General features: G+C 68.0%; 25 protein-coding genes. 15 read left to right on the top strand and 10 right to left on the bottom strand.

Annotation, left to right across the window (positions count from 1 at the left end; translation table 11 throughout):
• Complete coding sequence (locus tag AC1Q9M_RS15160; RefSeq protein ID WP_382322609.1) at positions 1-933, bottom strand: LysR family transcriptional regulator; 933 nt, start codon at positions 931-933, stop codon at positions 1-3.
• A 141-nt stretch (positions 934-1,074) separates the two neighbouring features.
• On the opposite strand from AC1Q9M_RS15160, the gene AC1Q9M_RS15155 reads away from it, so the two are divergent.
• The 6 genes from AC1Q9M_RS15155 to AC1Q9M_RS15130 are packed head-to-tail and all read left to right on the top strand — an operon-like array spanning position 1,075 to position 8,186.
• Positions 1,075-1,920, top strand: coding sequence for a fumarylacetoacetate hydrolase family protein (locus AC1Q9M_RS15155; RefSeq protein WP_382327809.1), 846 nt, complete (start codon positions 1,075-1,077; stop codon positions 1,918-1,920).
• A gap of 28 nt (positions 1,921-1,948) precedes the next feature.
• Positions 1,949-4,045: a hydantoinase/oxoprolinase family protein gene (locus AC1Q9M_RS15150; RefSeq protein WP_444687758.1), complete on the top strand. Its 2,097-nt coding sequence runs from the start codon at positions 1,949-1,951 to the stop codon at positions 4,043-4,045.
• Entirely contained in the window at positions 4,042-5,781 is a 1,740-nt protein-coding gene (locus AC1Q9M_RS15145) for a hydantoinase B/oxoprolinase family protein (protein ID WP_492434503.1), read from the top strand. Before AC1Q9M_RS15150 ends, AC1Q9M_RS15145 begins: the two co-directional genes overlap by 4 nt.
• A gap of 1 nt (position 5,782) precedes the next feature.
• On the top strand, positions 5,783-6,166 hold the full coding sequence (locus AC1Q9M_RS15140) for a hypothetical protein (protein ID WP_492434502.1): 384 nt from the start codon (positions 5,783-5,785) through the stop codon (positions 6,164-6,166).
• Entirely contained in the window at positions 6,163-7,191 is a 1,029-nt protein-coding gene (locus AC1Q9M_RS15135; protein WP_382327811.1) for a CobW family GTP-binding protein, read from the top strand. The genes AC1Q9M_RS15140 and AC1Q9M_RS15135 overlap by 4 nt, the downstream gene beginning before the upstream one ends.
• Before the next feature lie 32 nt (positions 7,192-7,223).
• Positions 7,224-8,186, top strand: a complete 963-nt coding sequence (locus AC1Q9M_RS15130; protein ID WP_492434737.1) for a Bug family tripartite tricarboxylate transporter substrate binding protein — start codon at positions 7,224-7,226, stop codon at positions 8,184-8,186.
• 7 nt (positions 8,187-8,193) lie between these two features.
• Here AC1Q9M_RS15130 and AC1Q9M_RS15125 read toward each other — a convergent pair whose 3' ends face one another.
• The 4 genes from AC1Q9M_RS15125 to AC1Q9M_RS15110 form a co-directional block, all read right to left on the bottom strand.
• Positions 8,194-9,810, bottom strand: a complete 1,617-nt coding sequence (locus AC1Q9M_RS15125; RefSeq protein WP_492434501.1) for a gamma-glutamyltransferase family protein — start codon at positions 9,808-9,810, stop codon at positions 8,194-8,196.
• The gene (locus AC1Q9M_RS15120; protein WP_492434500.1) at positions 9,807-10,997 is read right to left on the bottom strand and encodes a metal-dependent hydrolase family protein; all 1,191 of its coding nucleotides are present in this window, start codon (positions 10,995-10,997) and stop codon (positions 9,807-9,809) included. The genes AC1Q9M_RS15125 and AC1Q9M_RS15120 overlap by 4 nt, the downstream gene beginning before the upstream one ends.
• Before the next feature lie 3 nt (positions 10,998-11,000).
• Positions 11,001-11,975, bottom strand: coding sequence for a Bug family tripartite tricarboxylate transporter substrate binding protein (locus AC1Q9M_RS15115; protein WP_382327815.1), 975 nt, complete (start codon positions 11,973-11,975; stop codon positions 11,001-11,003).
• Between the two features lie 138 nt (positions 11,976-12,113).
• Complete coding sequence (locus AC1Q9M_RS15110; RefSeq protein WP_492434499.1) at positions 12,114-13,046, bottom strand: MBL fold metallo-hydrolase; 933 nt, start codon at positions 13,044-13,046, stop codon at positions 12,114-12,116.
• Between the two features lie 98 nt (positions 13,047-13,144).
• Between AC1Q9M_RS15110 and AC1Q9M_RS15105 the strand changes: the two genes are divergently transcribed.
• A complete protein-coding gene (locus tag AC1Q9M_RS15105; RefSeq protein WP_492434498.1) occupies positions 13,145-14,044 on the top strand; it encodes a LysR substrate-binding domain-containing protein in 900 nt (299 codons plus the stop codon).
• Between the two features lie 14 nt (positions 14,045-14,058).
• Here the strand turns inward: AC1Q9M_RS15105 and AC1Q9M_RS15100 are convergent, their stop codons facing one another.
• On the bottom strand, positions 14,059-14,970 hold the full coding sequence (locus tag AC1Q9M_RS15100; RefSeq protein WP_382322600.1) for a glutaminase: 912 nt from the start codon (positions 14,968-14,970) through the stop codon (positions 14,059-14,061).
• Positions 14,971-14,984: 14 nt separating this feature from the next.
• Positions 14,985-17,588, bottom strand: coding sequence for an excinuclease ABC subunit UvrA (locus AC1Q9M_RS15095; RefSeq protein ID WP_492434497.1), 2,604 nt, complete (start codon positions 17,586-17,588; stop codon positions 14,985-14,987).
• Positions 17,589-17,839: 251 nt separating this feature from the next.
• On the opposite strand from AC1Q9M_RS15095, the gene AC1Q9M_RS15090 reads away from it, so the two are divergent.
• The 4 genes from AC1Q9M_RS15090 (at position 17,840) to AC1Q9M_RS15075 (ending at position 21,245) form a co-directional block, all read left to right on the top strand.
• The gene (locus tag AC1Q9M_RS15090; protein ID WP_382322599.1) at positions 17,840-18,400 is read left to right on the top strand and encodes a DUF6622 family protein; all 561 of its coding nucleotides are present in this window, start codon (positions 17,840-17,842) and stop codon (positions 18,398-18,400) included.
• 76 nt (positions 18,401-18,476) lie between these two features.
• Positions 18,477-19,121, top strand: coding sequence for a TetR/AcrR family transcriptional regulator (locus AC1Q9M_RS15085; protein WP_382152382.1), 645 nt, complete (start codon positions 18,477-18,479; stop codon positions 19,119-19,121).
• A 106-nt stretch (positions 19,122-19,227) separates the two neighbouring features.
• Complete coding sequence (locus AC1Q9M_RS15080) at positions 19,228-20,244, top strand: amidohydrolase family protein (RefSeq protein WP_382322598.1); 1,017 nt, start codon at positions 19,228-19,230, stop codon at positions 20,242-20,244.
• 32 nt (positions 20,245-20,276) lie between these two features.
• Entirely contained in the window at positions 20,277-21,245 is a 969-nt protein-coding gene (locus tag AC1Q9M_RS15075; RefSeq protein WP_382322597.1) for a Bug family tripartite tricarboxylate transporter substrate binding protein, read from the top strand.
• A gap of 21 nt (positions 21,246-21,266) precedes the next feature.
• Here AC1Q9M_RS15075 and AC1Q9M_RS15070 read toward each other — a convergent pair whose 3' ends face one another.
• On the bottom strand, positions 21,267-22,880 hold the full coding sequence (locus AC1Q9M_RS15070) for a hypothetical protein (RefSeq protein ID WP_492434496.1): 1,614 nt from the start codon (positions 22,878-22,880) through the stop codon (positions 21,267-21,269).
• 150 nt (positions 22,881-23,030) lie between these two features.
• Here AC1Q9M_RS15070 and AC1Q9M_RS15065 point away from each other — a divergent pair, with 150 nt between their 5' ends.
• The 4 genes from AC1Q9M_RS15065 (at position 23,031) to AC1Q9M_RS15050 (ending at position 24,531) form a co-directional block, all read left to right on the top strand.
• On the top strand, positions 23,031-23,273 hold the full coding sequence (locus tag AC1Q9M_RS15065) for a glutaredoxin domain-containing protein (protein ID WP_382322595.1): 243 nt from the start codon (positions 23,031-23,033) through the stop codon (positions 23,271-23,273).
• 81 nt (positions 23,274-23,354) lie between these two features.
• Positions 23,355-23,846, top strand: a complete 492-nt coding sequence (locus AC1Q9M_RS15060; RefSeq protein WP_382322594.1) for a GFA family protein — start codon at positions 23,355-23,357, stop codon at positions 23,844-23,846.
• Between the two features lie 11 nt (positions 23,847-23,857).
• Positions 23,858-24,127, top strand: a complete 270-nt coding sequence (locus tag AC1Q9M_RS15055; RefSeq protein WP_382322593.1) for an alpha/beta fold hydrolase — start codon at positions 23,858-23,860, stop codon at positions 24,125-24,127.
• 35 nt (positions 24,128-24,162) lie between these two features.
• The gene (locus AC1Q9M_RS15050) at positions 24,163-24,531 is read left to right on the top strand and encodes an alpha/beta fold hydrolase (protein ID WP_492434495.1); all 369 of its coding nucleotides are present in this window, start codon (positions 24,163-24,165) and stop codon (positions 24,529-24,531) included.
• Positions 24,532-24,552: 21 nt separating this feature from the next.
• Here AC1Q9M_RS15050 and AC1Q9M_RS15045 read toward each other — a convergent pair whose 3' ends face one another.
• On the bottom strand, positions 24,553-24,750 hold the full coding sequence (locus AC1Q9M_RS15045; protein WP_382152400.1) for a hypothetical protein: 198 nt from the start codon (positions 24,748-24,750) through the stop codon (positions 24,553-24,555).
• Positions 24,751-24,907: 157 nt separating this feature from the next.
• The gene (locus AC1Q9M_RS15040; protein ID WP_382152402.1) at positions 24,908-25,141 is read right to left on the bottom strand and encodes a hypothetical protein; all 234 of its coding nucleotides are present in this window, start codon (positions 25,139-25,141) and stop codon (positions 24,908-24,910) included.
• Positions 25,142-25,308 lie beyond the last annotated feature (167 nt).

Below are 25,308 nucleotides of genomic sequence, written 5' to 3'. Positions count from 1 at the left end.
CTAGAGGGCGGGTGAACCGCCGGGTTCGCTGAGCCGGTTGCCCCAGCCCTCCACCGTCTCGCGCAGCATGCGCGCGACGATCTTGCTCGCCGGCGTGAGCTGGCCCTGTTTGGGCAGGGCCAGGGTCACGTGGCGCCGCAGGTCGGGGTTGACCACGCGCGAGGCGCGCAGCCGGCCCGCGCGCAGCTCGGCGTCGATGGAGAACGGCCCGAGCAGCGAGTACAGCCCGCGCGTGTGCGCCACCAGCTCGCGCTGCACGCGCAGCGAATCGGCCTCCACCTCGGCCTGCAGCACGAAGCCCTTGCTGCGCGCCGTCTCGTCCAGCACCGCGCGCCAGTGCGCGGGCCGCCGCGGCAGCACCAGGCGCAGCCCGGCCAGGCGCGCGAATTCGAAGGTGTCGTTCTGCGTCAATGGGTCGTCCGGCCGCGACACCAGGTAGGTGCCCGCCACGGCCAGCAGCTGCTCGTCCGCGCTGGTGGGCTTCTGGTAGCGGAACAGGATGGCCATGTCCACGCTGCCCATGTCCAGCAGCGTGTCCAGCTCGCCGCCCTGGCCCTCGCGCACGTTGAGCTTGATCTTCGGAAACTCCGCCTGCAGGCGCAGGAACACGTGGGTGATCAGCGGGTGCGCCGCCGAGGGCAGGATGCCCAGCCGCACCTCGCCCATGGGCTCGCCGGCGTCGATGCGGATGTCGGCCAGCAGCTGGTCCGTGTCGCGCACCCAGCCGCGCACGCGCGCCTCCACGTGGCGGCCCAGGTCGGTCAGCGTCACGCCGCGCCCGGTGCGCCGGAACAGCGCGCCGCCGCACTGTTTCTCCAGCTCGCCGATCTGCCGGCTGATGTGCGACTGCACCGTCTGGCGCAGCGCCGCTGCCTTGGTGAAGCTGCCGAGTTCGGCCACCTCGAGGAACAGCCGGAAGTCGTTGGGGTTCATGGGGTCTCCGGTTCTGATATGCCAATCAAGGCATGTCTGAAATCTCCGTTTGCATTCTAGGCAGATGGCGGGCGCTTTCCTAGACTGCGTCCCCATCACCCCCGCGCTGCCCGCAGCGCCCCACCCGGAGACAAGCCCACCATGCGTTTCGCCAGCTTTGAGACCGACGGCCGCGCCACCTACGGGGTGGTCGGCAGCGACGGCCGCCACACCCCGGTGCCCGCCGCCTTCCAGGCGCGCCACGCCGACCTGAAAGCCGCCATCGCCGCCAACGCGCTCGGTGAACTGAACGGCCTGGCCGGCCCCTCGCTCGCGCCCGAGCAGGTGCGCCTGCTGCCCGTGATCCCCAACCCCGGCAAGCTGATCTGCGTGGGCCTGAACTACAAGAGCCACGTGGCCGAGACCAAGCGCGCCGACAGCGAACACCCCTCGCTGTTCCTGCGCTTCAACGACAGCCTGGCCGCGCACGGCGACACCGTGCTGCGCCCCGCGTTTTCCGACCGCTTCGACTGGGAGGGCGAACTCGCCTTCGTGATCGGCCAGGGCGGCCGCCACATCGCGAAGGAAGACGCCTTCGAGCACATCGCCGGTTATGCCTGCTTCAACGACGTGAGCGTGCGCGACTGGCAGAAACACACCCACCAGTTCACGCCCGGCAAGAACTTCCCCGGCACCGGCCCCTTCGGCCCTTGGCTGGCCACGCGCGACGAGGTGCCCGACGTGACGAAGCTGCAGCTCGAAACCCGCGTCAACGGCCAGGTGATGCAGCACGCCAGCGTGGGCGACCTGATCTTCGACATCCCGACCATCGTGGCCTACATCTCGCGCTTCACGCCGCTCTCGCCCGGCGACGTGATCGCCACCGGCACGCCCGGCGGCGTGGGCGACCGCCGCGAGCCGCCGCTCTACATGAAAGAAGGCGACGTGGTCGAGGTCGAGATCACCGGCCTCGGAATTCTCCGCAACCCGATCGGCGTCACGGCATGACTGGCCGCACGCACCCGAGGAACACACCATGAGCAACACCAACCTCACCCCCCATGACGCGCGGCTGCGCGTCGCCGTCGACATCGGCGGCACCTTCACCGACATGGCCGCCTTCGACGAAGTCACCGGCCAGCTGCTGTTCGGCAAGGCCCTGTCCACCCATGGCCAGCTGGTCAACGGCATCCAGGCCACGCTGGACAGCGCGAACATCGACCTGCGCGACGGCCACCTGTTCCTGCACGGCTCCACCATCGCCATCAACACCCTGCTGGAGCGCAACGGCGCCAAGACCGCGCTGCTGATCACCGAGGGCTTTCGCGACATCTACGAGATCGGCCGCGTCAACCGGCCCGACGCCTACAACCTGTTCTTCAACAAGCACGAGCCGCTGGTCAAGCGCTCGCTGCGCTACGAAGTGGCCGAGCGCCTGCGCGCCGACGGCAGCACGCACAAGGCGCTGGACGAGGCCGCCGTGCGCGAGCTGGCGCGCGAACTCGGCGGAAAAAACATCGAGGCCGTGGCCGTGCTGCTGCTGCACTCCTACCGCAACCCGGCGCACGAACAGCGCGTGAAACAGATCCTGCAGGAGGAACTGCCCGGCGCCTTCGTCTGCGCCTCGCACGAGCTGAGCCAGGAATACCGCGAGTTCGAGCGCGTCTCCACCGCCGTGGCCAACGCCTACGTGGGCCCGCGCGTCTCGGCCTACCTCGGCCAGCTCGAAGAGCATTTGAGCAACAAGGGCTTCGAGGGCGACTTCTACGTGGTGCAGTCCACCGGCGGCCTGTTCCCCAGCGAGCACGCGCGGCGCGACTGCGTGCGCATGCTGGAGTCCGGCCCGGCGGCCGGCGTGATCGGCGCCCAGGCCATCTGCGCCCAGCTCGGCATGGGCGACGCCATCGCCTTCGACATGGGCGGCACCACCGCCAAGGCCGGCGTGATCAGCGAAGGCCGGCCGCTGACCACCGGCAGCGCGCTCATCGGCGGCTACGAGCGCGCCCTGCCGATCCAGATCCCGATGATGGACATCCATGAGGTCGGCACCGGCGGCGGCTCCATCGCCCGCGTGGAAACCGGCAACGCGCTGCGCGTGGGCCCGCAGAGCGCGGGCTCCATCCCCGGCCCCGTGGCCTACGGCCGCGGCGGCACCGAACCCACCGTGACCGACGCCAACCTGGTGCTCGGCCGCCTCGACGCCGACCACTTCCTCGGCGGCGAACTCAAGCTCGACCTGGCCGGCACGCAGCGCCAGATGGAAGAGCGCGTGGCCAAGCCCCTGGGGCTGGACACCACCGCCGCCGCCGACGGCATCCTGCGCATCGCCGTCACCCAGATGTCGCACGCGGTCAAGGCCGTGACCACCGAGCGCGGTCTGGACGCCGGCAGCTTCACCATGGTGGTCTACGGCGGCGCCGGCCCGCTGCACGCCTCGGCCATCGCGCGCGAGATCGGCATCCGCAAGGTGCTCATCCCGTACGCGCCGGGTTATTTCTCGGCCTACGGCATGCTGTTCTCCGACCTGCGCTACGACTACGTGCGCTCGGTGTTCCGCAAGCTCAACGACGTGTCCTTCGACGAGATCGAAGCGCTCTACAAGGGCATGGAAGACGAAGGCCGCGCCGCGCTCGCCGCCTCCGGCATCACGCCCGACGGCATCGTGATCGAGCGCGCCGCCGACATGCGCTACGTGGGCCAGGAGCATGCCGTCACGGTGGACCTGCCCGGCGCTTTCTTCGTCGACAAGGACCGCTCGGCCATCAAGAACCACTTCGACCAGGTGCACAAGGTGCGCTACGGCACCTCCGCGCCTCAGGAAGCGGCCGACCTCGTGAGCCTGCGCGTGACCGTGCTCGGCACCATGAAGAAACCGCCGCGCCACCATGTGGACGAAGGCGCGGCACAGCCCGAAGCCGCCGCCCTGCGCGGCACCAAGCCGGTGTACTTCCGCGCCGGCGGCTGGGCCGACACGCCCATCTACAAACGCGACCTGCTGCGCGCCGGCAACCTCATCAGCGGCCCGGCCCTCATCGAAGAACACGCCTCCACCACCGTGGTCCAGCCCGGCGACGAACTGCGCGTCGACGGCCTGGGCAACCTGCAAATCGCCATCGGGAGTGACCGCTCATGAACACACGAGACCTGCCCAGCACGACGGTTGACCCCGTCACCGTCGAGATCATCCGCAACGGCCTCTTCGCCGTGACGGAGGAGATGAAGACCAACCTCACGCGCACCGCCTACAACCTCATCATCTATGAAGCGCTGGACTTCACGGTGGGCCTGTTCACCAAGGAAGGCGACACCGTCTCCATCGGCCTGGGTCTGCCCATGTTCATCCGCGGCATGGCCGAGACGGTGAAGGCGAAGATCAAACATTTCGGTGTTGAGAACATCAAGCCGGGCGACATCCTCGTCACCAACGACGCCTACACCACTGGCAGCCACCTGAACCACTTCACCTTCACCATGCCGGTGTTCCACGAAGGGCAGCTCGAAGGCTTCACCTGCTGCATGGCGCACTGGCTCGACGTGGGCGGCACCCTGGGCAACGTGACCACCGACATCTTCAGCGAAGGCATCCAGATCCCGATCGTGAAGTACCAGCGCGAAGGCGTGGTCAACCAGGACCTGATCGACATCATCGCCATGAACGTGCGCATGCCCGAGCGCGCGCTGGGCGACCTGCGCGCGCAGATCACCGCCATCACCACCGGCGAGCGCCGCTACGTGGAGCTGCTGCAGCGCTACGGCGCCGACGCGGTCAACGGCTCGATCCGCCAGATCATGGATTCGAGCGAGGCCGTGGCGCGCAAGAACACGCTGTCCATCCCCGACGGCGTGTACGAAGCCGAGTCCTACATGGACGACGACGGCCTGGAGATCGGCAAGCGCATCCCCATCCGCGTCAAGGTCACCGTCAAGGGCGACGAGATGACGGTGGACCTCTCCGACGTGAGCAAGCAGGTGCGCGGCTTCTACAACTCGGGCTTCACCACCGGCATCGCCTGCGCGCAGGTGGCCTACAAGTGCCTCACCACGCCCACCGACTACCCGGTCAACGACGGCAGCTTCCGCTCGCTCAAGGTCATCATGCCCATGGGCACCGTCATCAGCGCCGAGCGCCCCTACCCGATGCGCGTGTGGATGACCTTCCCCATGACGGTGATCGACACCATCTTCAAGGCGCTCGCGCCCGCGATTCCCGACCGCGCCATCGCCGGCCACCACGCCGACCTGGTGTTCCCCAACATCCACGGCATCTCGCCCGAAGACGGCCGCCTGTTCATCGTGGGCATCGGCCCGCTGGGCGGCGGCTGGGGCGCCAAGAGCACCGAAGACGGCGTGTCCGTCACCGTCTGCATCAACGACGGCGACACCCACAACAGCCCGACCGAACAGCTCGAAGCCAAGTACCCGGTGCTGGTCGAGAAGTACGAGATCCGCCAGGACAGCGCGGGCGCCGGCAAGTACCGCGGCGGCCTGGGGGCCGAGATGGTGGTGCAGGCGCTCTCGCCCTTCACCGTCACCACCCGCATCGACCGCGTGCACTGCAAGCCCTGGGGCCTGGAAGGCGGCGGCGACGCCATGGGCAACGGCCTGGCCGTGCGCCACAAGGGCGAGTGGAAGAGCGACCACCTCAACGCCAAGATCTTCAACGTGCGCCTGGAGCGCGGCGACGCCTACAAGATGCTCTCGGGCGGCGGCGGTGGCTTCGGCAGCCCGCTGGAGCGCGAGGCCGAGAAGGTGGCCGAGGACGTGCGCGAAGGCTATGTGAGCGCCGAGGTGGCGCGCGAGGTCTACCGCGTGGCGCTCGACGGGCAACAGCAAGTGGACGAGGCCGCCACGGCCCGCCTGCGGGCCTGACATGGACACCGCCACCGTGGCCGCCGCCGACCCCCGCGCCGCCCGCCTGCTCGGCCTGTGGAGCCGCCTGAGCGCCCAGCACGTCACGCTGGGCTCGGGTTGCGGCTGCGGCGTGGGCGGGGTCAGCGTCTCGCTGCAGGACTTCGAGCTCGACATCGCCGACTACCTCTGGGCCGAGAGCGAGCGCCTGGGCGTGCCCAGCGTGGAGGCCTTCCTGCTGCAGCCCGGGCCGATCGCCGAACAGCGCCAGCCGGTGATGCAGCTGCTCACCCGCCTGGAAGCGGGCGAGGCCGACGAAGCCGATGCCGACTGGCTGCTCACGCGGCTGGCGCGCACGCTCGAATCGTTTGCCAAGCTGCATGGCCCCATGGGCGAGATGTCATGACGAAGGCTGTGCCTGTCACCGTGCTCACCGGCTTCCTCGGCAGCGGCAAGACCACGCTGCTCAACCGCCTGCTGCGCGAGCCCGGCATGCAGGGCACGGCCGTGGTCATCAACGAGTTCGGGTCCGTCGGGCTCGACCACGACCTGGTCGACCACACCGAAGAGAACATGGTGCTGCTGGCCAACGGCTGCATCTGCTGCACCATCCGGGGCGACCTGGTGGAAGCTTTCGAGCGGCTGGCCGCCACGCCGGCCGCGCAGCGTGGCGAGCTGCGCCACGTGGTGCTGGAGACCACCGGCTTGGCCGACCCCGCGCCCATCCTGCACACGCTCATGGGCGACCCGCGCCTGCAGGGTGCGTGGCGCCTGGCGGGCGTGGCCTGCACCGTGGACGCCTGCCACGCCATGGCCACGCTGGACCAGCACCCCGAGGCCGTGAAACAGGCCGCGGTGGCCGACCGCCTGCTGCTCACCAAGACCGATCTCGCGGCGGCGCCCGAGCTCGAACCGCTGGTGCAGCGGCTGCGCGACATCAACCCGCTGGCCGAGATCCGCACCGACGCCGACGGTGCCCTGAACGCCCTGCAGGCCTTGCTGGCGCGCCCGGCCGCCGCCTTCACCGCCGTGCCCGACACCGGCCGATCGAGTTTCTTTCCCGCGTCCGGCGGGCACGGTGCCAGCCGGCACGACGACCGCATCCGCTCGCACGTCATCGTGCGCGATCGGCCGCTTTCGCGCGAAGGCTTCTTCGCCTGGCTGGACATGATCGCGAAGATGCGCGGCGACGACCTGCTGCGCGTCAAGGGCATCGTGCACCTGGACGACGACCCGGAGCACCCGCTCGTCATCCACGGCGTGCAGCACCTGTTCCACCCGCCCGAGACGCTGCCGCGCTGGCCCAGCGACGACCGGCGCACGCGCATCGTCTTCATCACGCGCGGCATCGATGCCGAAGACATCGACGCCACGCTGAGCGTTTTCGAACGGCGCCGCGCGCGCCGCACCCCCGCCCCTCAACCCGATTGACCACAAACCCGAAGGAGACAGACATGAAGTGGATGAAGCATTGGATGACCGGCCTCGCCCTCGCCGCCGTGGGCGTGGCACCCGCCCTGGCCCAGGGGAAATTCCCCGACAACATGATCAAGCTCATCGTGCCCTTCGCGGCCGGTGGCGGCGTGGACGGCGCGGCGCGCCTGCTCGCCAAACAGCTGCAGACCGACCTGGGCGTGACCGTGGTGGTGGACAACCGCGCCGGCGGCAGCGGCACCATCGGTGGCAAGGCGGTGCAGACCGCGCACCCCGACGGCTACACCCTGCTGTTCTCGGCCGCCACGCACGTGCTCGCCAGCCACGTGCTGGCCACGCCGCCCTACGACCCCGTGACCGACTTCGCGCCCGTGGCCCGCACCGGCGAGGCGCCGCTGCTCATCGTGATCCCGCCCACCGCGCCGCAGAAGAACCTGCGCGAGGTGATCGACGCGGCCGGCAAATCCGGCAACCACTGGAACGCCGCCATCCCCGCGCTCGGCGCGCCCAGCCACCTCGCCACGCTGCTGCTGGCCAAGCAGGGCAAGGTCAACTTCACCATGACGCCCTACCGCGGCACGGCGCCCGCCGCCACCGACGTGGCCGGCGGCCACGTGCAGGTGCTGGTGGATTCCATCATCTCGCTGCAGCCCATGGCCAAGGGCGGCCGCGTCAAACCCATCGCCCAGACCGGCGCCAAGCGCAGCAGCATCGCCCCTGATGTGCCCACGGCCGCCGAGAGCGGCTACCCCGGCCTGGTGTACGTGTCCTGGTACGGCGTGTGGGCGCCCAAGGGTACGCCGGACGACCGCGTGCAGTTCCTCAACAAGGCCATCAACAAAGCCACGGAAGAACTGGCCAAGGCCGGCTCGCTCGCCTCGCTGGGCGTGGAGCCGGTGGTGGAATCGGTGGACACCTTCCGCAAGTACATCGCCAGCGATGTGGCGCAGAGCGCTGGCCTGTTGAAAGAGGCCGGGTTCAAGCCGGAGTGAGCACCCGTCAACAGCCCACGGCCTGCCCGTCGCGCCGGGGGTCGCTGGCGGCCACGTAGCCCGCCCCTTCGCCGTCCAGGCGCCAGATGAACTGCCCGGCGCCGAAGTCCTGGTAGGCGTCGTCGATGGTCTTCACGCGGTGGCCGCGCCGCTCCAGCTCGGCGACGGTCTGGCGGTTCATCGCGCTTTCGACGTTGATGTCCAGGCCCTGGTCGAAGCGCCAGCGCGGCGCGTCGCAGGCGGCCTGCGGGCTCTGGCCGTAGTCCAGCATGCGCGCCAGCGTCTGCATGTGGCCCTGCGGCTGCATGTTGCCGCCCATCACGCCGAAGCTCATCACCGGCTGGCCGCTATGGGTGAGGAAGGCCGGGATGATGGTGTGGAACGGCCGCTTGCCCGGCTGCACGGCGTTGGGGCTGTTGGGGTCCAGGCTGAAACCATGGCCCCGGTTCTGCAGGCTGACGCCGAAGCCCGGCTCCACGCAGCCCGAGCCGAAGCCCATGTAGTTGCTCTGGATGAAGCTCACCATCATGCCGTTCTCGTCGGCCGCCGTGAGGTACACCGTGCCGCCGCGCACCAGGTTGCCGGCGCCGAAGGTCTGGGCGCGGCCCATGTCGATCAGCCGCGCGCGGGACGCGAGGTAGCCGTTGTCCAGCATCTGCTCGGGCGTGACCTGCAGGTGGCGGCTGTCCGCGACGTGTCGGTACACGTCGGCGAAGGCCAGCTTCATGGCCTCGATCTGCAGGTGCTGCGAGTCGGCCGAATCCACCGGCAACGACGCCAGGTCGAACTGCGCCAGGATGCCCAGCGCCATGAGCGCGGCGATGCCCTGGCCGTTGGGCGGTATCTCGTGCAGCGTGTAGCCCCGGTAGTCGCGCGAGATCGGGGTGACCCATTCGGGCTGGAAGCTGGCCAGGTCCTGTTCGCTCAGCACGCCGCCGGCGTCCCTCACGAAACGCACGAGGGCCGCCGCCACCTCGCCGCGGTAGAAGGCTTCGCCCCGGGTCTCGGCGATGGCGCGCAGGGCGCGGGCCGCCGCGGGAAAGCGGAAGCGCTCGCCGATGTCCGGCGCGCGGCCGAAGGGCAGGAAGCTTTGCGCGAAGCCGGGCTGCGCCGCCAGCTCGGGCGCGCCGGCCTTCCATTTCTGGTGCACCACGGGGGACACGCCGTAGCCGCCCTCGGCCGCCTCGATGGCGGGCTCCATCAGGTCGGCGAACGGCAGCTTGCCGAAGCGCGCATGCAGCGTGGTCCACGCGGCCACGGCGCCGGGCACGGTCACCGCGTCGACGCCGCGCTTGGGCGGCGTCTTCGGGTCTTCACCGTACTTGCGGCGGAAATAGTCCGTCGACCAGCCGGCCGGCGCCGGCCCCGAGGCATTGAGGCCATGCAGCCCCTGGCCGTCCCACAGGATGCAGAAAGCATCGCTGCCCAGCCCGTTGCTCACGGGCTCCGTGATGGTCAGCGCGGCGGCGGCGGCGATGGCCGCGTCCACCGCGTTGCCGCCCTTGAGCAGCATGCGAAGACCGGCCTGCGCGCCGAGTGGCGTGGAGGTCGACACCACGTTCCTGAAAAAGCCCGGCAGACGGACGCTCGCGTAGGGGTTCTGAAAATCGAAAGGCAGGTTCATGTCAGTCCCGATTCGGGGCCGGCGACCACTTGCCCGGCCTTGATGACCAGGCGGTGGTGGCGCCGATCCGCCACTTGTTCGATCTGGGTGAAGGGATCGCCGCGCACGATCAGCATGTCGGCGATGTGGCCGGCCACCAGCGCGCCCCGGTCGGGCAGGTTCAACAGGTCGGCCGCCAGCGAGGTAGCGCCGACCAGCGCGGCCAGCGGCGACATGCCGCAGGCCACCATGTAGCGCAGCTCCTGCGCGTTGTTGCCGTGCGGGTTGCACAGCGTGCCGGTGTCGGCCCCCATCACGATGCGGCCGCCGGCGCGGTAATACAGGCCCACCGATTCGCGGTGCCGTGCGGCCACGCGCTGCGCCTTGGCCAGCGACGCGGGCGACACGGCCTGCGGGTTCAGCAGCACCTGCTCCACCGCGGCCAGCGTGGGCACCAGGAAGATCTGCCGCTCCAGCATCAGGCGCACGGTCTCGTCGGTCATGAACATGCCGTGCTCCACCGAGGTCACGCCCGCGCGCGCGGCGTTCAGGATGCCCTGGGTGCCGATCGCATGGGCGGCGGTGGGCTTGCGAAACCGGCGGGCCTCGGCCACGCCCGCGGCCAGCTCTTCCTCGGTGTACTGCGCGTCCTCGATGTCGGTGCCGGCGTGCAGCACGGCGCCGGTGGCCATCAGCTTGACGCAGTCGCAGCCCGCCAGCAGCTGCTCGCGCACCGCCTTGACCACCTCCTGCGGGCCGTCGGCCACGCGCGCGATCTTCCACTTGGTGCCGCCCGTCATGCAGATCACCTTGCCCGACACCCGGATGTACGGCCCGAGGAAACGCCCGGCGTTGCAGGCGTCGCGCACGGCGAACTCCACGTGGTCGACGCCGCCGCAGTCCCGCAGGGCCGTGATGCCGCCGCGCAGGGAGGCCTGCGCGTTCTCCAGCGCCTGCAGCGTCAGCGCCGCGTGGTCGTTGCCCTGCCCGGTGACGCTCTTGCCATCGCCCGACATGGTGAGGTGCACATGGCAGTCGATCAGCCCGGGCAGCAGGGTGTCGCCGCCGAGGTCGAAGCGCGGCCCCTGGTAACCGGTGAAGCGGTCGGCCGGCCCCACCGCGTGGATGCGGCCGGCTTCCACCAGCACCGCGTGGCCCGTGGGCAGGACATCGCGCCCGTCGAAGACGGTTCCGTTTTCATACAGCATGCGTCAGTCGGCCTTGATGTTGGCGGCCTTGACCACCTTGGCCCACTTGGCGTACTCGCTCATGACGTAGGCCTGGGCTTCCTGCGGCGTGCCGCGCATCACTTCCACGCCCAGGCTCTGCCACTTCTCCTGGGCCTCCGGCGTGTTGACGGCGTCGTCGATGAGCTTGTTGAGCTTGAGCACGACATCGGGCGGCGTGGCGGCGGGCGCCATGATGGCGTACCAGGCCTCGAAGTCAAAACCCGGCACGCCCGCCTCGGCGATGGTCGGCAGATCCCAGCCTTTGCTGCGCTGGGCGCCGGTCACCCCCAGGCCGATGAGCTGGCCCGATGCGATGGACGGCTTGATCACCAGCGGGCTCACGAAAGCCACCGGCACGCGCCCGGCCAGCAGGTCGGGCATGAAGGCGCCCGTGCCCTTGTACGGGATGTGCTGCATGTTGACGCCGGCGGCCAGCTTGAACAGCTCGGCCGCCAGGTGCGGCGAGGTGCCCGGCCCGCCCGAGGCGTAGTCCACGCCGGTCGGCTTGCTCTTGAGGTAGGCGATGAGCTCCTTGACGTTCTTCACGCCCAGGGACGGGTGCGCCACCAGCACCAGCGGGCCTTTGGCCACGATGGAGACGGCGGTGTAGTCGCCGACCTTGTAGGACGACGCGGCGCCGAAGATCGACGGGTTGACCGCGTAGGTCATGCCGTGCAGCACCAGGTTGTGGCCGTCGTGCGGCTGTCGCAGCACCGAAGCGGTGGCCAGGTTGCCCCCGGCGCCCGGGATGTTTTCGATCACCACCTGCTGCCCGAGGCCGGCGCCCAGCTTGGGGGCCAGCGTGCGCGCGAAGGTGTCGTTCGGACCACCCGGCGCCACCGGGACCACGAGGCGCACCTGGCGCACCGGGAAGTCCGTGGCCGCCGCGCTGGACACCAACCCGGCAAGGACCGCACCGAGGGTCGCCTGGACCCATGTCTTGACCATCTGATTCATGAAAGTACTCCATTTGCCCGCAGAGAACCCGCGCGCCCGGGGGCAAACCAGGGCGCAGCACATCGCGCTTTTTCTTGTCTTCCTCTACCGACCGCCGAGACGTTTCCAGGGTGGAGCGACTTGAGCCTGAAGCACAAGTCAGGCCTGCCCGTGGTCCACCTTCCAGGCATGGCCGCTGGCGTCCACATGCACCGTGTCGAAGTGCAGCGGCACGATCACCTGCGAGTCGGGTGAGGTGGTGTTCACCTCCTGCACAAAGGTCTCCGCCTGGGCCAGCGCCTCGGCCTGCGAGGCGCCATACGGCGCGGTCTGCACATCCCAGTGCGTGGCGATCACCAGCTTGGGCATGCCCACGCGGCGCAGCAGGCGGTCGGTGTAGTCGCGCACATGCAGCCGGGGGCGCGCGGCGGGCACCAGCGCGATCGTGGCGTCGATGTCCAGCAGATCGCGTTCGATGTAGTTCATGGAGCCGAACACGACGATGCGGTGCCCACCCCAGCGGATGTAATAACCCATCGTGCCGCCTTCGCAGTAGTCGATCATGCGCAGCGGCCGATCCACATCGCGCGGCACCTCGCCCCATTCGAAGTAGCGCTTGGCCGCCAGCGGCGAGTGCAGGCTGTTCACCACGCGGATGGCAATGTCGTCGAACTGGTAGTCCTCGCCGCCCTTCACCGTGATGAGCTGCTGCTCGTCCACGCCGTTGGCGCGCGCGATGTTGGTGGTGCTGTACGTCCCGATCACCAGCGCGCCGGTCTTGCGCGCGATGTGCGGCATGTCCATGCAATGGTTGAAATGCGAGTGCGAGATGACGATGTAGTCGGCGCTGTCAATGTGCCGGTCGACCAGCCCGGTGTCGGACGACAACACGTCCTGCGGACGAAAGATCGGCCGCGTGTCGCCGGGGGAGATCGGGGCGTCGGGGTCGCCGAAGGTCTTGCCCGCGTAACGCACGCGGGAGAAGTAGGGATCGACCAGGAGCACCGTTTTGCCGTCGGTGATCCGCCAGCCCGCGGCGCCGAAATGGGTGAGCTGCAAGGCGCACGCTTCACCGGTTTTTTTGTCGCTCATGACCGCTTCTTTTTGATGGACGAGCGCCCATTCTGCGGACGGTTCAGTGATACTTCTAATACCGTTTTGCTATTTATTGATAGCTCAAAGATATCAATATGATCGAGTTGCGCCAGCTGCACCAGTTCGTCGCCGTCGCTGAAGAGTTGAACTTCCGCCGGGCGGCCCTGCGCCTTCACATGTCGCAGCCGCCGCTGTCCCATGCCATCAAGCGCATTGAAGAAGCGGTCGGCAAGCCCTTGTTCGACCGGGGCCGGCGGCACGTGCGGCTCACCCCGGTCGGCGAGATCTTCCTGCGTGAAGCGCGCCGCACCTTGGCGCAGGCGGCCCACGGCATGAGCCTGGCGCAGCGGGCCTCCGACGGCACCGCCGGCAGCATCCGGCTTTCTTTTGTGGCCAGCGCCGCGCTCGGGCCGCTGCCCGATCTCGTGCTGCTCTTTCGCAAGGAGTACCCGGGCGTCGAAGTCCTGCTGGACAGCGACACCACCGGCGGGCAGCTGGAGGCGCTGCGGCGAGGGGCCACGGACATCGCCCTGATCGTCGCGCCGCTGCAGGACTCCAAGGGCCTGGTCGTGGACCACTTCAAGGAAGAAAAGATCGTCATCGCCCTGCCGTCCTGGCACCCGCTGGCGTCGCGCAAGTCGATCCAGCTGAGCCAGGTGGCCACCGAGTCGTTCATCTCGTTCCCGTTCTCGGCGGGGCCCGGCTTCGAGAGCATCTTTCTCGCCGCCTGCCAGCGGGCCGGCTTCTTTCCGAAGGTGGTGCAGGAGGTCTCCCAGATGGTGACCAAGATCATGCTCGTGGCCAGCGGTGTCGGCGTCGCGCTGGTGCCGAGCTCCTTCGCCGCGATGCAGATGCCCCACGTGACCTACGTGCCGGTGCTGGAAGGCCGGCGCCCGCTGCGCTACAGCCTGGCGTTCGCGACGCAGGCGCGGCGTGACAACCCCCTGGTCGAATCGTTCCTGGCGCTGGCTTGCGGCAGCCAGCCTCGCGGGTGACGCCGCGCGCTCCGTCAGAACACGGACAGCCCGGTGCGCGAGGCGAAGAGTTCCAGCGCCTGCATGCCCAGCAGCGAGTTGCCCGTGGCATCCAGCGCGGGTGACCACACGCACAGGCTCAGGCGGTCGGGCACCACCGCCACGATGCCCCCGCCCACGCCGCTCTTGCAGGGCAGGCCGATCCGGAAGGCGAACTCCCCTGCCGCGTCGTAGGTGCCGCAGGTCAACATCAGCGCGTTGATCCGGCGCGTCTGGCGCTCGCTCAGCAGGGGCTCGCCGCTGAAAGGGTGGCGGCCGTCGCGGCACAGGAAGCCGGTGGCGCGCGCCAGCTGTTGGCAACTCATGCGCACCGCGCAGTGGTGGAAATAGGCGTCCAGCACAGCCGCGACGTCGTTGTCGATCTTGCCGAAGCTCTTCATGAAGTTGCCCAGCGCGATGTTGCGAAAGCCCGTCGCGGCCTCCGATGCCGCCACCTCCTCGTCGAAGTGCACCGGCTCGTTGCACAGGCTGGACACCAGCTCCAGCATGGCCGCCTTGGGATCGCCCTGGCTGACCAGCCGGTCCGTGACGGCGATCGCGCCGGCGTTGATGAAGGGGTTGCGCGGCGTGCCCTGTTCGGCCTCCAGCTGCACCAAGGAGTTGAAGGGGTTGCCGGAGGGTTCCCGTCCGATGCGTTCCCACAGGCGCTCGCCCATGGCTCGCATGCCCAGGGTCAGGGCGAAGAGTTTGGAAATGCTCTGGATCGAGAAGGGGGTGGCGCTGTCGCCGGCCTGCGCCTCCTCGCCGTCGCAGGTGCGCAAGGCGATGCCGAACTGCGCCGCGGGCACGCGCGCCAGCGCGGGAATGTAGTCGGCCACCCGGCCCTGCGCCCCCAGGGTCGGGCGCAGGGTGGCGACGATGTCCTCGAGGATGGGCTGGAATTGCATGGGGCGATTGTCGGTCAGCGTGCACCGAGCGCCGCCGCCAGATGGGGTGCCGTCGGGCCGCCGGGGCAGGCCGCCACCGCGTCGGGCGTGCCCGCCACGACGATGCGGCCGCCTTCATGGCCGGCGCCCGGCCCCACGTCGATCACCCAGTCGCTGGCGGCCACGACACGCATGTCGTGCTCCACCATCACCACCGTGTTGCCGGCGTCCACCAGTGCATTCAGCTGCGCCATCAGCCGATCCACATCGGCGGGATGCAGGCCGGTGGTGGGCTCGTCGAGCACGTAGAGCGTGTCCCCGCGGTTGGGCCGCTGCAGCTCCGTGGCCAGCTTGATGCGCTGTGCCTCGCCGCCGGAGAGTTCGGTGGCGGGCTGCCCCAGCCGCAGGTAGCCCAGGCCAATGTCCTGCAGCAGCTTCAAGGGCCGGTGGATCGCCGGGTCTTCCTGGAAGAAGGCCACGCCTTCCTCCACCGTCATGGCCAGCACCTCGGCGATGTTCTTGCCGGCATGGGTGATCTGCAAGGTTTTCTCGTTGTAGCGCTGCCCGCCGCAGGTGGCGCAGGGTGCGTACACGCTGGGCATGAAAAGCAGTTCCACGTGGACGAAACCTTCGCCTTCGCAGGTGTCGCAACGACCGCCCGGCACGTTGAACGAAAAGCGCCCTGCGCCCCATCGCCGCGACCGCGCCGCAGGCTCGGCGGCGAAGCGTTTTCGCACCGCATCGAACAGCCCCGTGTAAGTGGCGAGGTTGGAGCGCGGCGTGCGGCCGATCGGTTTCTGATCGACCCGCACCAGGCGGCGAAAGGCATCGGCACCGGCTTCGATCCGGCCGCCGCTCACCACCGCGCCGCCGACCTCGGCGTCCTCCGCCGTGTCGCCCGTGTCGCGCTGGGGCGGTTCATGGCCGAGGTGGTCCGCCATGAGGTCCACCAGGGCATGGCCCACCAGGCTCGACTTGCCCGAGCCGGAGACACCGGTCACCGCGGTCAGCACGCCGATGGGGAAAGCCGCGTCGAGGCGGTGCAGGTTGTTGCAGCTGACGCCGGTCAGCTTCAGCCAGCCCCGCGGTGGGCGAACGGCCCGCCTGCGCGGCGGCGGTGCGGCGAAGAGGTGCCGCGCGGTGTGGGAGTCCGGCACGCGGCGCAGGCCCGCCGGCGGGCCGCTGTACAGCACGCGCCCGCCGTTCTCGCCCGCTTCGGGGCCCACGTCCACGATCCAGTCGGCGTGTTTCATCACCGCGAGATCGTGTTCGACCACGAAGAGCGAATTGCCGGCGCGCTTGAGGCGGTCCAGCGCCGCCAGCAGCGCCACGCCGTCGGCGGGGTGAAGGCCTGCCGAGGGTTCGTCCAGCACGTAGAGCACGCCAAAGAGGTTCGCGTGGATCTGCGTGGCCAGCCGCACGCGCTGCAGTTCGCCCGACGACAGGGTGGGTGTCTGCCGGTCGAGCGACAGATAGCCCAGACCGATGTCCTCCAAGGTCTTGACGCGCTCCAGCACGTTCTGGGCGATCCGTTGTGCGGCGATGCGTTTCTCTTCCGAGAGGTGGGGCGTTCGCCGCACGTCGGGAGCGCCTTCATGACCCGGGCGCGGGGCCATGGCCCGGCGGGCGCGGCCCCTGGGCGTGGCCGCTGGCGCCGAAGTGGATGCGAGCCGGCCGGCGGCCGCCGGTTCAAGCACCTGCGCGAGCCGGGTCAATGGCAAGCGGGAGAGCTCGCCGATGTCCAGGCCGGCGAAGGTCACCGAGAGTGCCTCGGCCTTCAGGCGTTTGCCCTGGCACGAAGGACACACCGTGCCGGACATGAAGCGCGCCACGCGGCGCTTCATCAGTTCGCTGGAGGTCGTGGCGAAGGTCTGCAACACGTACTTGCGCGCGCCCGTGAAGGTGCCCTGGTAGCTCGGCTCCATCTTGCGGCGCAACGCGGCCCGCGTCTCGGCCGGGGTGAAGCCGGCGTACACCGGCACGGTGGGCTGCTCTTCGGTGAACAGGATCCAGTCCCGGTCCTTCCTGGGCAGATCGCGCCACGGCGTGTCGACGTCGTAACCCAGCGTGACCAGGATGTCGCGCAGGTTCTGCCCATGCCAGGCCGGCGGCCACGCGGCGATGGCGCGCTCGCGGATGCTCAGCGTGTCGTCGGGCACCATGGCCTTCTCGGTCACGTCGTAGACAAACCCCAGTCCCTGGCAGACCGGGCAGGCGCCCTGGGGCGTGTGGGGCGAAAAGTCCTCGGCGAACAGCATGGGCTGATCGCGCGGGTACCAACCGGCGCGCGAGTACAGCATGCGCAGCATGTTGGAGATCATCGAGACCGAACCGAGCGTGGAGCGCGAGCCCGCCGAGCCCCTGGGCTGCTGCAGCGCCACGGCGGGCGGCAGCCCTTCGATGCTGTCCACATCGGGCGTGCCGACCTGGTCGATCAGCCGGCGGGCGTAGGGCGACACCGAGTCGAAGTAGCGCCGCTGTGCCTCGGCATAGATGGTGCCAAACGCCAGCGAGGATTTGCCGGAGCCGGAGATGCCGGTGAAGACGACCAGTGCATTGCGGGGCGCGTCGACATCGACGTTCTTCAGGTTGTGTTCGCGTGCGCCGCGCACGCTGACGAACTCGAAGGTTTTGTTCACAGGCGCACTCTTGAAGTTGCCGGATCAAGCGAAGATCCGATGCCCTACAGCTTGGCACAGTGGGAGGCGCGGCAACAGGGGGTGCTTGGCGGGGTCGTGTGTCGGAGGCGTCCGACGCGGCCGCCGCCGTTCGCCCTCGTCAGACGGCTCTTCGCGCCGCACCCACGCAGTTTCGTCGCAACGGGATCGCCAGGCGCCCTCGCCCCCGGCACAGTGCGTCCTCCCTCAACCCCTTCCTCGCGGAGCCCACCATGCTGCTGCAACTGCTCGCCAACCACCCCGAAGCCGTCGTCCCCGTCCTGCGCCAGACACCGTTGTGGGTGTGGGGCCTGCTCGTGGCGCTGCTCGCGCTGGGCGCCAGCCAGCTGCGCGAGCGCAGCGCCAGCCTGGCCCGCGTGTCGCTGATGCCCCTGGCGATGACGCTCTTCTCGGTCTCGGGCACGTATTCGGCCTTCGGTGCGACGCCCCACCGGGGCCTTGCCGTTTCGGCCTGGCTCATCGCCGCGGTGCTGGCCTTCGCCCTGGTCGCGCGCGGCCGCGCCGATGGCGCCCAGTACGACCCGGCGCGGCGCCTGTACCGCCTGCCGGGCAGCACCGTCCCGCTGGGCTTGATCGTGGGCATCTTTCTGGTGAAGTACGTGGTCGGGGTCGATCTCACCATGGCGCCGCAGCTGGTCCGGGACACGCAGTACGTGCTGTGCGTCGCGGCCCTGTACGGCGCGTTCACGGGTTTCTTCATCGGCCGCGCCGCGCGCCTGTGGCGCCTGGCGGTGCGCCCTGGCAAAGCCCTTTATTCACTTAATGGTGAATAAAGGGCTGCGCGGGGGAGTTCGGGTACGCTGTGGCGGCATTGCCCGCCCCACTTTCCCCCGCACAAGGACCTCCGCCGTGACCGCCAGAAAGGCCCCTTCCGAGCCCAAGATCCGCGACGCCGAGCGCTCCAAGGCCGCCATCCTGGTCGCCGCGCGCGAAGAATTCGCCCGCACCGGTCTGGGTGGCGCGCGCGTGGAGCGCATCGCCGAGAAGGCGGCGGTGGACAAGAAGCTCGTCTACTACTACTTCAAGGACAAGGACGGCCTGTTCGCCGCCGCGCTGGAGAGCGTCTACGCCGAGATCCGCAACGCCCAGCTCTACCTGGACCTGCAGGGCATGCCGCCGCTGATCGCGCTGCGCCGGCTGGTGGAATTCACCTGGGACTACTACATCGCCCACCCCGAGTTCATCACCCTGCTCAACAGCGAGAACCTGCACCTGGCGCGCCACCTGCACGGCTCGCAGCGCATCCGCGAGCTGAACTCGCCGCTGGTGCAGTCGCTGGGCGACATCCTGGAGCGCGGCCAGAAGGCGGGCCTGTTCCGCGCCGGCATCGACCCGGTGCAGCTCTACATCACCATCGCCGGCTGCTCGTACTTCTACCTCTCCAACATCCACACCCTCTCGGCCGGCTTCAACCGCGACTTCAAGGCGCCCAAGCAGCTCACGCAGCGGCTGGCCCACATCACCGAGGTGATCTCGGCGTTCGTGCTCGCGTAGCGGCTTTCTTCACTGCTCAGGGAAAACCAGGGGAAATCGGGGGCCCCACGCCCCTTTGCTTTTCCCTATAATTCTCCAATTGGTGAATAAAGAGCGAGAAAAGCCCATGCGAAAGATCGACAGTTACGCCCACATCCTGCCGCGCAAGTACTTCGAGCGCATGGCCGAGCTGGCCAAGGACAAGGGCGCCATCAAGCGCTGGCTGACGATTCCGGTGCTGTACGACCTGGACGCGCGCCTGAAGATGATGGAAGGCTTTCCCGAGTACCAGCAGATCCTCACGCTGTCGAACCCGCCCATCGAGCTGATCGCCGGCCCCGAGGACTCGCCCGCGCTGGCCCGCCTGGCCAACGAGGAGATGGCCAAGATCCGCGACGCGCACCCGGACAAGTTCCCCGCCTTCGTGGCTTCGCTGCCCATGAACAACCCGGCCGCCTGCCTGGAAGAAATGGAATACGCCATCAACGTGCTGGGCGCGCGCGGCATCCAGGTGTTCACCAACGTGAACGGCCGCCCGCTCGACGAGCCCGAGTTCTGGCCCATCTTCGAAGCCGCCGTGAAGACCCACGACGTGCCGGTGTGGATGCACCCGGCGCGCGGCGCCAACATGCCCGACTACGCCTCGGAGAAGAAGTCCAAGTTCGAGATCTGGTGGACCTTCGGCTGGCCCTACGAAACCAGCGCGGCCATGACGCGCATGGTGTTCTCCGGCTTCTTCGACCGGCTGCCCGAACTCAAGGTGATCACCCACCACATGGGCGCCATGATCCCGTTCTTCGACGGCCGCGTCGGCCCGGGGCTGGACCAGTTCGGCAGCCGCACCTCGGACGAAGACTACGAAGGCCTGCTCAAAAGCATGGCCAAGCGCCCGATCGACTACTTCCGCCTGTTCTACGCGGACACCGCGCTGGCCGGTGGGCGCGCGGGGCTGCAATGCGGGCTCGAGTTCTTCGGCGCGAAGCAGGTGGTGTTCGCGTCCGACTGCCCCTTCGATCCCGAAGGCGGCCCCATGTTCATCCGCACGATTCCCGAAGCCATCGACTCGCTCAAGCTGTCCGAAGAAGAGCGCGAGGGCATCTACTTCGGCAACGCGCTGCGCCTGCTGAAGATGCCCTGCTGCTAGTCGCCACACCCACCTTTCAAGGAGACACGACGATGAAGAACCCATGGATCCGCGCGCTGCTGGCCGGCCTGCTCGCCGCCACCGGCCTCGCGGCGCACGCCCAGACCTACCCGAACCGCCCGGTGCGCATCATCGTGCCCTACGTGCCCGGCGGCACGGTCGATCTGGTGGCGCGCGTGCTCGCGCAGCGCCTCACCGAGCAGATGGGACAACCCTTCGTGGTGGAGAACCGCGCGGGCGCCAGCGGCGTCATCGGCAGCGACCTCGTGGCCAAGGCCCCGGCCGACGGCTACACGCTGCTGGTGCAGTCGCCCACGCTGATCGCCAACCCGCTGATGGTGCGCAAGGTGCCCTACGACGTGGTCACGGACTTCACGCCGGTCTCGTTCCTGGGCTCCGTGCCCATGGTGGTGGCGGCGCACCCCAGCGTGCCGGCCGACGACCTGAAGCACTTCCTCGAAGCCGCGCGCGCCAAACCGCAGGGCTTCAGCCTGGGCACCTCGGCCATCGGTTCGCCCATGCACGTCTCGCTCGAAGCCATCAAGTTCGGCGGCAAGCTGGAGATGCCCATCGTCGCGTACCGCGGCACGGCGGCGGCCCTGAACGACCTGCTCGGCGGCCAGATCAGCGTGATCATCGACGCCCTGCCGTCCACCGCGCCGCACATTGCCAGCGGCAAGCTCAAGGCCCTGGCCGTCACCACCAAGGCGCGCCTTCCGAGCATGCCGAACGTGCCCACCGTGGCCGAGTCCGGCATTCCCGGTTTCGAGATGGTGACCTGGTACGGCCTGTGGGCGCCGGGCAAGCTGCCCGAGGCGATCAGCAAGCGGCTCACGGAAGAAAGCGCCAAGGCCATGCGCTCGTCGCTGGTGACCGAGCGCCTGGGTGCGCAAGGCTTCATCGCCGCGCCCATGGGCCCGGCGCAGTTCGCACCCTACATCACCAAGGAGATCGCGACCTACGCGCGCATCGTGCGCGACGCGAAGATCCAGATCGACTGAGGACGCGGGGCGGCCCGGGGTTCACCAGAACTTCAGCTTCGCCATGAGCTGCTCGAACGCGGTGCGAAAGCCGGCGTCGCGACTCAGGAGTTGGTGGCTCCAAGAGAGCCTCTCGTAGCAGCAGGGCGAGCCGTTCTGAAAGGCATGCAGGATCTTGTACAGCTCCCGCTTCGAGGCCTTGTTCATGTGCCGTGAAGCGCCTGCGAGCAGATTCAGGTAGGCCAGCGCGGTTGCGGTGCGCAAAGGAACCTCTTCTTCGCGGGTGAGCAGATCGAGCATGGTCTCGTTGTTCAACGCCAAGCTCCACAGCTTCGCCGCCTGCTCGGGATCCTCATCGATCGCTTCCTGGAAGCTCTCATGCACCTCTGTGGTGTGCAGCCATTGTGCAAGCCATCCGATGGCCTGCACGTGGCCCCATTGCACCGCCATGGTCAGGGCGCGCCGCACCTCCGCGTGCATGTGAGCGAAGGCGTTCCAGTTCCTGATCGTTTTCAGTGCCGCCGCCATTTCATGCACGGTGCCGTTGGCCAGGGCTTCCACGAAGCTTTCCAGAAGCGTTATGTCGTCCGACTCGATGAAGTGACCTGCCCAAGCTTTGGCCAGTGTCCGGTTGCCGATGTCCATGGACAGCACGTTCGCCGATTTGACGATGTAGCCCAGCGCGTCATAGAGCGCGATGCTGTGGCTTGAAAGTCCGTCGGGCGAGGTCTTGATGTGCAGGGCATTGCCGGAAACATTGGGGTCGTACAGCCAGACCTTGTCAATCCCATCGTCCCCCTTCTCGAGCAACACGGCCATCTCGTGGCCGTGAGCATGGAGGTCGTTCGGGATGTTCCAGCAGATCAAGTGTCCTTGGCGCTCACCCGGTTTCATGCACGAGAGCAGGCGCACGAGGAGGCGGCCGAAGTGTTGTGGCGTGAACTGGACACGGCTGTCGCTGCTGTCGCACACGTGCTCGTAATGCAGATGCTCCAGTGTGTCGACGTCGAAGGGGTAGGTGCCTTCAGCCACGTTGCACAAGAACTGCTTGAAGCATTCGCAACCTTGCATGAAGGCCATGGTCGCTTCCCACGCCATGTGGCGGCACAACGCGTCCCGGATCTTGCCGTTTTGATTCAACAGCGAGTTCACGTGCAGACCTCGGTAGGGAGCGGGCTTCCCGACCTCGTACACCTTGGATACCCTCCCCGGAACCTGCCAGGTGTGGTTCTTGTGCTTCGCGCTCTTTTCGGCGACGTGGGTGTGGAACGATTTTCTGCGTTGGTCACTTCGGGCGCCGCTGAACCACTCGGGCGGCAGCCCCGTGTCGAGCGCCAGCATCGTGGCGCGTTCCCAGCGGTCCTGGCCACGATGCCTGTGCATCGGTTTGCCCAGCAGGGTGGCGAAGGCATCCCGCACCTCGCGGTTCCACAGCAGGACGGCCACGGACTCCGGGTGGTCCATGACCAACTCAAGGCAGAGGTCGGCGGTTTGCTTGGGGTCTTGGATGGGAAAGCGGGAGAGGGTGGCGATCTCGCCCTTTTGCATCAGCAGACGCAGTGCCACGCGCTCGTCTGATGAATCATCATCTTCTTCTTGATGTCGCAGGTCTTGGTATTCGGTGTCGAATGCGTATCGGGTATCCAGTGAGTACATCTCGTCATGAACGGTCGCGAACCAGGCGCTTTGCGCTGAAGGCCTGTCAAAAAAACTCCCATGGCGGCCTGAGTACCGCGTTGTCGATCGAAAGTTCTATGCCGATTTTTTGCCCTGTCGCGCATACCCTCCCCCCGTAAACTCTCAGCCATGTCACTCAAAATCGTCGTCTACTCCAAGTCCGCCTGCCCGCAATGCGAGTCGGCCAAGATGCTGCTGAAATCCCGTTCGCTCGGTTTCGAGGAAATCAAGATCGACGACGAAGCCGAACGCATGGCCTTCTACGAAAAGTGCGGGCCCTCCGTGCGGCAGATGCCGCAGATCTTCATCAACGACCAGCGCGTGGGTGGCCTGCAGGGGCTGCAAGCGGCGCTGGCGCAACTGAGCCGGTAGGGCCGCCCGTCGTTGCAGGGCGTTGTCCGACAGCCTTCGAGGCATCGGGCGGGCTCAATGGGGGTTTGCAAGGAGATCGCCATGAAGCTCGAAGGCTCTTGCCATTGCGGCCGCGTGACCTTCTCGGTCGACTCGGCCGAGCCCGTGCCCTTCATGCGGTGTTACTGCTCCATCTGCCGCAAGACCGCGGGCACCGGTGGTTACGCGATCAACCTGGGCGCCGACCACCGCACGCTGAAGGTGAAAGGCAAGCGGCACCTGCGCGTCTACCAGGCCAGCATCACCGAGGGCGACGAGGTGCGGCACAGCACCGGCCAGCGCCATTTCTGCGGCGTGTGCGGCACCGCGCTCTGGCTGTACGACCCGAGCTGGCCCGAGCTGGTGCACCCGCACGCGGGCGCCATCGACACGCCCTTGCCCGAGCCGCCCGCGAACGTGCACATCCTGCTGGACTCCAAAGCCCCGTGGGTGCGCGTGGAAGGCCGCAAGGGCGACCAGCGCTTTGACGGGTACCCCGACTTCTCGCTCAAGGACTGGCACAAGCAGCACGCCAGGAAGCCCAAGGCATCCTGAGCCGGCGCCGCATGGACACCCTGTCAATCGATGGCATCCGCGTGGCATTGCGCCTTGCGGGCGACCCCCACCGGCCGGCCTTGTTGCTGCTGCACGGCTTCCCCAGTTCGTCGGCGTCCTTCCGCAACGTCATCGACGGGCTGGCGCAGGACTGTTTCGTCATCGCGCCCGACCTGCCCGGCTTCGGGCAGTCCGAGCCCATCGATCCCCCGTCCTTCGCGGGTTTCGCGGACCTCAGGACCCCACGCCCGAGCGCGCCGCGGCGGCCACGGCGCACCTGACCCGGGCGGGCACGCGCGACCAGTACGTGGGGGGTGTGCCCGACGACATCGCGCGGCGCATCGATTCGAGGGTGTGGGAAGAGGACTGGCGCGTCATGTCGTTGCCCGGGCGCATCGAGATGCACCGCCAGCTCGTGCTCGACTACGGCCAGCACCACGCGCGCTTTGGCGAGATCGCCGACTGCCTGGCCCACTGGCAACCTCCGGCGCTGATGCTCTGGGGCCGGCACGACGTCTTTTTCGATCTGGCCGAAACGCTTTCGTGGATGAAGGCCCTGCCGCGCATGGAAGCCCACATCCTGGATGGGCCGCATTTTCTGCTGGAGACGCACGCCGCCGAATGCGCCGCGCTGATGCGCGATTTCTTCCGCCGCTGCGAGCGGGCCGCTGGAACGGCCGCCTGAACGGGCCAACCGCCCGGGCCGTCAGGCGGTCATCTGGTCGATGCGCTTCTCCATGTCCAGCAGGCCCATCAGCCCCAGTGCGCCGCTGGAAATGCCCAGGTAGATCAGCGCGTTCCAGGGAGACTGGTCCTGGCCCAGGGCCACGGCCAAGTGAAGGAGAGAGGCGATGGCCGCCATGCCGGCCACCGTGATCACGCACAGCTTGAAAAATTCTTTCATCGCCATCTCCTTGAATCAACGGTAACGGTCCGTGACAGCAGGAGACGAGTGTGGATTTGAACCTCGGGCGACTCTGTAGGAAGACCAAAAATGCGGATGTAGGAGATGTCCCACACGACAAAAACCCCTCCAAGAGAGGGGCGGGCGGCCCGAGGGCTCAGGCGGCCAGCATCCAGCGCGGGGGGCTGGGTTGTTGAGGCGCGTGCTCTTCGGCCGTGCCGAGCTGCACCACGCGCAAGCCTTCGGGCAACCGGGAGGACGAACGCGGGTAGAGGTACGGGCACTCGTCGAGCCACAGGTCGGGCTGGTTCTGCAGGTTCTTCACGCAGCTGTTGAAGATCAGCCCTTCGGCAAAGCCGGGTTGTTCACCAAAAATCTTGTAGATAAACACGAAAGCACTCCCAGAAGCAATTGGACAAGGGATGGGTCGCATGCACTTGAAACTTCTTTCGCACATGCTGCCACCGTTGCGCGGCAAGAATATGACGCAGGACGCGATCGCCGTGTAGGAGTTGTGGCAATTTTCACGAGGGAGAACGGGAAACGGCGAACGGCAGA

The sequence above is a fragment of the Hydrogenophaga sp. GW823-FHT04C09 genome (assembly GCF_058796355.1).
Note: the sequence above shows the minus strand (reverse complement) of the source record. Positions and strands in the feature narration are given on the sequence as shown.

Excerpts from the sequence above, each read along its gene's own strand:
- AC1Q9M_RS15160 (WP_382322609.1), bottom strand. The coding sequence starts at position 933 with ATGAACCCCAACGACTTCCGGCTGTTCCTCGAGGTGGCCGAACTCGGC.
- AC1Q9M_RS15155 (WP_382327809.1), top strand. The coding sequence starts at position 1,075 with ATGCGTTTCGCCAGCTTTGAGACCGACGGCCGCGCCACCTACGGGGTG.
- AC1Q9M_RS15150 (WP_444687758.1), top strand. The coding sequence starts at position 1,949 with ATGAGCAACACCAACCTCACCCCCCATGACGCGCGGCTGCGCGTCGCC.
- AC1Q9M_RS15145 (WP_492434503.1), top strand. The coding sequence starts at position 4,042 with ATGAACACACGAGACCTGCCCAGCACGACGGTTGACCCCGTCACCGTC.
- AC1Q9M_RS15140 (WP_492434502.1), top strand. The coding sequence starts at position 5,783 with ATGGACACCGCCACCGTGGCCGCCGCCGACCCCCGCGCCGCCCGCCTG.
- AC1Q9M_RS15135 (WP_382327811.1), top strand. The coding sequence starts at position 6,163 with ATGACGAAGGCTGTGCCTGTCACCGTGCTCACCGGCTTCCTCGGCAGC.
- AC1Q9M_RS15130 (WP_492434737.1), top strand. The coding sequence starts at position 7,224 with ATGAAGCATTGGATGACCGGCCTCGCCCTCGCCGCCGTGGGCGTGGCA.
- AC1Q9M_RS15125 (WP_492434501.1), bottom strand. The coding sequence starts at position 9,810 with ATGAACCTGCCTTTCGATTTTCAGAACCCCTACGCGAGCGTCCGTCTG.
- AC1Q9M_RS15120 (WP_492434500.1), bottom strand. The coding sequence starts at position 10,997 with ATGCTGTATGAAAACGGAACCGTCTTCGACGGGCGCGATGTCCTGCCC.
- AC1Q9M_RS15115 (WP_382327815.1), bottom strand. The coding sequence starts at position 11,975 with ATGAATCAGATGGTCAAGACATGGGTCCAGGCGACCCTCGGTGCGGTC.
- AC1Q9M_RS15110 (WP_492434499.1), bottom strand. The coding sequence starts at position 13,046 with ATGAGCGACAAAAAAACCGGTGAAGCGTGCGCCTTGCAGCTCACCCAT.
- AC1Q9M_RS15105 (WP_492434498.1), top strand. The coding sequence starts at position 13,145 with ATGATCGAGTTGCGCCAGCTGCACCAGTTCGTCGCCGTCGCTGAAGAG.
- AC1Q9M_RS15100 (WP_382322600.1), bottom strand. The coding sequence starts at position 14,970 with ATGCAATTCCAGCCCATCCTCGAGGACATCGTCGCCACCCTGCGCCCG.
- AC1Q9M_RS15090 (WP_382322599.1), top strand. The coding sequence starts at position 17,840 with ATGCTGCTGCAACTGCTCGCCAACCACCCCGAAGCCGTCGTCCCCGTC.
- AC1Q9M_RS15080 (WP_382322598.1), top strand. The coding sequence starts at position 19,228 with ATGCGAAAGATCGACAGTTACGCCCACATCCTGCCGCGCAAGTACTTC.
- AC1Q9M_RS15075 (WP_382322597.1), top strand. The coding sequence starts at position 20,277 with ATGAAGAACCCATGGATCCGCGCGCTGCTGGCCGGCCTGCTCGCCGCC.
- AC1Q9M_RS15070 (WP_492434496.1), bottom strand. The coding sequence starts at position 22,880 with ATGTACTCACTGGATACCCGATACGCATTCGACACCGAATACCAAGAC.
- AC1Q9M_RS15065 (WP_382322595.1), top strand. The coding sequence starts at position 23,031 with ATGTCACTCAAAATCGTCGTCTACTCCAAGTCCGCCTGCCCGCAATGC.
- AC1Q9M_RS15060 (WP_382322594.1), top strand. The coding sequence starts at position 23,355 with ATGAAGCTCGAAGGCTCTTGCCATTGCGGCCGCGTGACCTTCTCGGTC.
- AC1Q9M_RS15055 (WP_382322593.1), top strand. The coding sequence starts at position 23,858 with ATGGACACCCTGTCAATCGATGGCATCCGCGTGGCATTGCGCCTTGCG.
- AC1Q9M_RS15045 (WP_382152400.1), bottom strand. The coding sequence starts at position 24,750 with ATGAAAGAATTTTTCAAGCTGTGCGTGATCACGGTGGCCGGCATGGCG.